This window comes from Aquabacterium sp. UBA2148 (genome assembly GCF_002328915.1).
GTDB classification, from domain to species: Bacteria; Pseudomonadota; Gammaproteobacteria; order Burkholderiales; family Burkholderiaceae_C; genus Aquabacterium; species Aquabacterium parvum.
This window is the reverse complement of sequence record NZ_DCXA01000235.1, coordinates 6,902-12,102: the sequence shown is the minus strand read 5'-3', so window position 1 is coordinate 12,102 and position 5,201 is coordinate 6,902. Positions and strand designations below refer to the sequence as shown.

At 63.2% G+C, this 5,201-nt stretch carries 5 protein-coding genes and 2 pseudogenes; all 7 read left to right on the top strand.

The features are described from left to right. Positions 1-459 (top strand): annotated as a pseudogene (locus B2W70_RS13175) (hypothetical protein); the annotation flags it as partial. A gap of 263 nt (positions 460-722) precedes the next feature. Continuing rightward, entirely contained in the window at positions 723-1,469 is a 747-nt protein-coding gene (gene rpsB / locus B2W70_RS13170; protein WP_058086177.1) for a 30S ribosomal protein S2, read from the top strand. A gap of 106 nt (positions 1,470-1,575) precedes the next feature. Next, the gene (tsf, locus tag B2W70_RS13165) at positions 1,576-2,472 is read left to right on the top strand and encodes a translation elongation factor Ts (protein WP_058086176.1); all 897 of its coding nucleotides are present in this window, start codon (positions 1,576-1,578) and stop codon (positions 2,470-2,472) included. Between the two features lie 115 nt (positions 2,473-2,587). Beyond that, positions 2,588-3,298: a UMP kinase gene (gene pyrH, locus B2W70_RS13160; protein WP_286746320.1), complete on the top strand. Its 711-nt coding sequence runs from the start codon at positions 2,588-2,590 to the stop codon at positions 3,296-3,298. Positions 3,299-3,386: 88 nt separating this feature from the next. After that, entirely contained in the window at positions 3,387-3,947 is a 561-nt protein-coding gene (frr, locus tag B2W70_RS13155; RefSeq protein WP_058086174.1) for a ribosome recycling factor, read from the top strand. Positions 3,948-4,054: 107 nt separating this feature from the next. Further along, entirely contained in the window at positions 4,055-4,810 is a 756-nt protein-coding gene (uppS, locus tag B2W70_RS13150) for a polyprenyl diphosphate synthase (RefSeq protein ID WP_286746318.1), read from the top strand. 4 nt (positions 4,811-4,814) lie between these two features. Then, positions 4,815-5,201 (top strand): annotated as a pseudogene (locus B2W70_RS13145) (hypothetical protein); the annotation flags it as partial.

Sequence of the window (5,201 nt, the reverse complement as noted above, 5' to 3'; positions counted from 1 at the left end):
CGCCAGGAGTTGCGCGGTGAGCGCAGTGGCGTGCGCTACGGCGTTGGCACCCGGGTGCGCGTGCAGGTCAGCCGTGTCGACCTGGACAGCCGCAAGATCGATTTCCGCATGGTGAGAGAGGGGACGGAGTCTCCGCGCCCTTCGTCCGGCGGACGTCGGCGAGGTCGGGGCGACGAGCGCGCGGGTGCGAGGACGGCCGCTGTCGACTGGGAAAGCGACACGCCGGCGCAAGATGAGCTGTCCGTGGTGCGCGAACGCGACCGAGATGCTCGGCGTGGTGCACGCGCAGCGGGCAAGGGTGCGGGCAAAAACAGTCAACGATCTTCCGAGGCATCGCCGCCGGCCGCCTCTGCCAAGGGGCAGGGGCGCGCGTCGTCCGCTGGCGGCGGTGGTGCAGGCGGTGGGCGCACCAAAGCCGCTGGCAAGAAGGCCGCTCGGGCCAAGGGTGGCAAGCGCTGATGCATTCAGCGCATTTCATGCTAGAATCCCAGAGTTTTCCCGAAACGCCATGAGCTGATCGGCCTGTGCTTGAGTGCACAGCCGGTTTTGAGCGTGGTGTCGGTTGGCAAACCGCCTTGAAAAAGGCGCAACAACCGGCTGGTTCGCCAGCCAAATCGAATCAACGAGTGAAACGCGAATCTCGGCATTCCAAGGTGCCCCCGCTGGCCTGAGCGCCATCGGAGGTTTCAGCCGGATTCAAGACTCAACCTCTGGAGCTACACATGCCCGTGTCCATGCGCGAAATGCTGGAAGCCGGTGTCCACTTTGGTCACCAAACCCGCTTCTGGAACCCCAAGATGGCCCCCTTCATCTTCGGTCATCGCAACAAGATCCACATCATCAACCTCGAGAAGACGCAGCCCGCCTTCGAAGAGGCCCTGAAGTTCATCAAGCAGCTGTCGGCTCGCCGCGGCACCGTGATGATGATCGGCACCAAGCGCCAAGCTCGCGACACCATCGCTGAAGAAGCTGGCCGCGCTGGCGTTCCTTTCGTGAACCAGCGCTGGCTGGGCGGCATGCTGACCAACTTCAAGACCGTCAAGGGTTCCCTGAAGAAGCTCAAGGACATGCAAGTTCAGGTCGAAGCCGGTCTGGACGGCCTGAAGAAGAAGGAAGGCCTGCTGTTCCAACGCGAGCTGGCCAAGCTGGAAAAGGACATCGGCGGCATCCAGGACATGGCTGCCCTGCCTGACGCCCTGTTCGTGATCGACGTCGGTTACCACAAGATCGCCATCGCCGAAGCCAAGAAGCTGGGCATCCCCGTGATCGGCGTGGTGGACACCAACCACTCGCCCGAAGGCATCGACTACGTGATCCCTGGCAACGACGACTCCTCCAAGGCTGTCGCCCTGTACGCCAAGGCCGTCGCTGACGCCATCCTGGAAGGCAAGGCCAACGCCGTCAACGACGTCGTCGCAGCTGCCGCCGAAGGCGACGAGTTCGTGGAAGTCAGCGAAGACGCTGCCTGACGCGACCTCACCCAGATCAAAGGGGCTGAAGATCAGCCCCTTTTTTTCAGCAAGATCGAATGTGTGGCGGTGATGACACCGCTGCTGAATCAAACGGAGAATACAAATGGCTGCTATCACCGCCAGCATGGTTGCCGACCTGCGCGCCAAGACCGACGCCCCGATGATGGAGTGCAAGAAGGCCCTGACCGAGGCCGATGGCGACTTCGCCAAGGCTGAAGAGATCCTGCGCGTCAAGCTGGGCAGCAAGGCCTCGAAGGCCGCTACCCGCGTGACCGCCGAAGGCGTGGTCTCCGCTGCCGTGGACGGCTCCACCGGCGCCCTGGTTGAGATCAACTGCGAAACCGACTTCGTTTCCAAGAACGAATCCTTCCTGGCTTTTGCCAAGTCGGTGGCCGAGTTGATCGCCAAGAACAACCCCGCTGACGTCGCAGCCATTGGCGAGCTGCCCCTGTCGCAAGACGGTTTCGGCCCCACCGTGGAAGAAGTTCGCAAGGGCCTGATCGGCAAGATCGGCGAGAACATGTCCATCCGCCGCTTCAAGCGCTACGCCGGTGGTGGCAAGCTGGCTGCCTACCTGCACGGTGCCCGCATCGGTGTGGTCGTGGAGTTCGAAGGTGACGCCACCGCCGCCAAGGACGTGGCCATGCACATCGCTGCCATGAAGCCCGTGTCGCTGTCTTCGGACGATGTGCCTGCTGCCTTGATCGAAGTCGAGCGCAGCGTGGCCACGGCCAAGGCTGCCGAGTCCGGCAAGCCCGCCGACATCGCCACCAAGATGATCGAAGGCGCTGTTCAGAAGTACCTCAAGGAAGTCTCGCTGCTGAACCAGGTCTTCGTGAAGGCCGCCGACGGCAAGCAGACCGTCGAGGCTTACCTGAAGTCGACCGGCACCACCGCCAAGTCCTTCTCCATGTTCGTCGTGGGCGAAGGCATCGAGAAGAAGCAGGACGACTTCGCTGCCGAAGTGGCCGCCACCGTGGCTGCCGCCAAGGGTCAGTGACCTGACTGCAAATCAAGGGGGCTTCGGCCCCCTTCTGAATGGAGCCGGTGACGCCCGAGCTTTGCGTTAAAGTTCTCGTCGAACCGGCCAAGTACCAAGCCAAGGATCCCGTCTCATGCCCGCTTACAAGCGCATCCTCCTGAAACTCTCCGGCGAAGCCCTGATGGGCGATGATGCTTACGGCATCAACCGCGCCACCATCGTGCGCATGGTCAAGGAGATCCAGGAAGTCACCGCGCTGGGCACCCAGGTGGCTGTGGTCATCGGGGGTGGCAACATCTTCCGCGGTGTCGCTGGCGGCTCCGTCGGCATGGACCGCGCCACCGCAGACTACATGGGCATGCTGGCCACGGTGATGAACTCGCTGGCCTTGGCCGACACCATGCGCCAGGAAGGCATGACGGCTCGCGTCATGTCGGCCATCAGCATCGACCAGGTCGTCGAGCCCTACGTGCGCCCCAAGGCCCTGCAGTACCTCGAAGAGGGCAAGGTCGTGGTCTTCGCGGCCGGCACCGGCAACCCCTTCTTCACGACTGACACGGCCGCGGCCCTGCGCGGTGCCGAAATCGGCGCCGAAATCATGCTCAAGGCCACCAAGGTCGATGGCGTCTACACCGCCGACCCGAAGAAAGACGCTTCGGCCACGCGCTACAGCACCATCACCTTCGACGAGGCCCTGATCAAGAACCTGCAGGTGCTCGACGCCACGGCTTTTGCGTTGTGCCGCGACCAGAACCTGCCCCTGAAGGTGTTCTCCATCTTCAAGCCAGGCGCCCTCAAGCGCGTGGTGCAAGGCGAGGACGAAGGCACGCTGGTCCACGTCTGAGCGCGTTGACCATCCCTGTCCTCCTGTTTCCTTCCTGAAGCGTTGGTGACCTGATCTTCAGAACCGATCACCTCGCACGGAGTTGTCCATGAGCATCGCAGACATCAAGAAAAACGCCGAGCAGAAAATGCTCAAGTCCATCGAGGCCTTCAAGACCGAGCTGACCAAGATTCGCACGGGCCGTGCCCACCCCGGCATCCTGGACCAGGTGCAGATCGACTACTACGGCTCGATGGTGCCCATCAGCCAGGTTGCGAACGTCGCCCTGCTGGACGCTCGCACGATCTCTGTCCAGCCCTGGGAAAAGGGCATGGGCGCCAAGATCGAAAAGGCCATCCGTGAGTCGGACCTGGGCCTGAACCCGTCGACTCAGGGCGACCTGATCCGCGTGCCGATGCCCGCGCTGACCGAAGAGCGTCGCCGTGAGCTGACCAAGGTCGTCAAGGGCGCCGCCGAAGACGCCAAGGTGGCCGTGCGCAACCTGCGCCGCGACGCCAACGAGCACGCCAAGCGCCTGCTCAAGGACAAGGAAATCACCGAAGACGAAGACCGTCGCTCGCAGGACGATGTGCAGAAGCTGACCGACAAGCACATCGCCGAGATCGACAAGCTGGTGCAGGGCAAAGAAGCCGAGATCATGGCCGTCTGACGGCTGAGGTCCGACCCCGGCACCCACCATCACGAGGCGGCAGGTCCGCCTCGCTCTTTTTGCAGGGCCCGACTTTGCGTGGCCCCTCGTTCTGATCGCCTCCTGCCATGGCTTCATCCCAACCGCCCCAGTCGCTGCCCAGACACGTTGCCATCGTCATGGATGGCAATGGTCGCTGGGCTCGCAAACGTTTGTTGCCCAGGGGCATGGGGCACAAAGCTGGGGTGGACGCGCTGGTCAAGGTGGTGCAGGCCACGGCCGATCGCGGCATCGGTCACCTGACGGTGTTTGCGTTTTCCTCCGAGAACTGGAAGCGTCCCGAGGAGGAGGTCTCCGGCTTGATGAGCCTGTTGCTGGTGGCGCTGTCCAAGCACCTGACCAAGCTCAAGTCTGATGGCGTGCGCATCCGCATCGCGGGCGACCTCGAGAACGTGTCCGAGAAGGTGCGCAATGCTTTGCGGGACGCCGAGGCCAACACCATCGGCAACAGCCGGCTGGTGCTGACCGTGGCCTTCAACTACGGTGGCCGTTGGGACATCGTGCAGGCTTGCAAACAGGCCCTGGCCGATGGTGTGGCGGCATCTGACCTGAGCGAGGCGGTGCTGTCTCGCCACATGGCGATGGCCTACGCGCCTGATCCGGATTTGTTCATTCGAACCGGTGGTGAAGTGCGCCTGTCGAACTTCCTGTTGTGGCAAAGCGCCTACGCAGAGTTGCACTTCACCGATTGCCTCTGGCCCGATTTCGACGCCCAGGAGCTGGACCGTGCGTTGGCTGTTTACGCCGGCAGAGAGCGCCGTTTTGGCGATGTGGGTGAGTCAGGTCTGGGTGAAGGCGCGATCGGCAGCGGAGAGGGTCACTGAAAGCATGCTCAAACAACGTGTCATCACGGCGCTGATCCTGGTCGCCATCTTGCTGCCCACGCTGGTGGCCGATGCAGCCTGGCCGTTCGCCCTGCTCACCTTGGTTTTCATCTCTGCCGCAGGGTGGGAGTGGTCTCGCCTGAACGAGGCGCCCGGTTTGCGCGCGGTGCTGCTGGGTGGGGCTGTGGCTGGTGCCTGTGTCTACATGGCGCATCGGTTTCAGCTGCCTTTGTGTGCCGACATGGCTGCGCCGACTGAGCCGCATGTGCACGAGTCAGGGCAGGCTTTGCTCGGCTTTCGTGCGCCTTCGGTCATCTGGTGGGGCGCGGCCATCGCTTGGGTGGTGGGCGGCGCGTTGGCGCTGCGCTTTGGTCCCAGTCACTGGCGGGCC

Bases quoted from the DNA above. Each gene is read 5' to 3' on its own strand.
- tsf (WP_058086176.1), top strand. From the start codon at position 1,576: ATGGCTGCTATCACCGCCAGCATGGTTGCCGACCTGCGCGCCAAGACC.
- rpsB (WP_058086177.1), top strand. From the start codon at position 723: ATGCCCGTGTCCATGCGCGAAATGCTGGAAGCCGGTGTCCACTTTGGT.
- uppS (WP_286746318.1), top strand. From the start codon at position 4,055: ATGGCTTCATCCCAACCGCCCCAGTCGCTGCCCAGACACGTTGCCATC.
- frr (WP_058086174.1), top strand. From the start codon at position 3,387: ATGAGCATCGCAGACATCAAGAAAAACGCCGAGCAGAAAATGCTCAAG.
- pyrH (WP_286746320.1), top strand. From the start codon at position 2,588: ATGCCCGCTTACAAGCGCATCCTCCTGAAACTCTCCGGCGAAGCCCTG.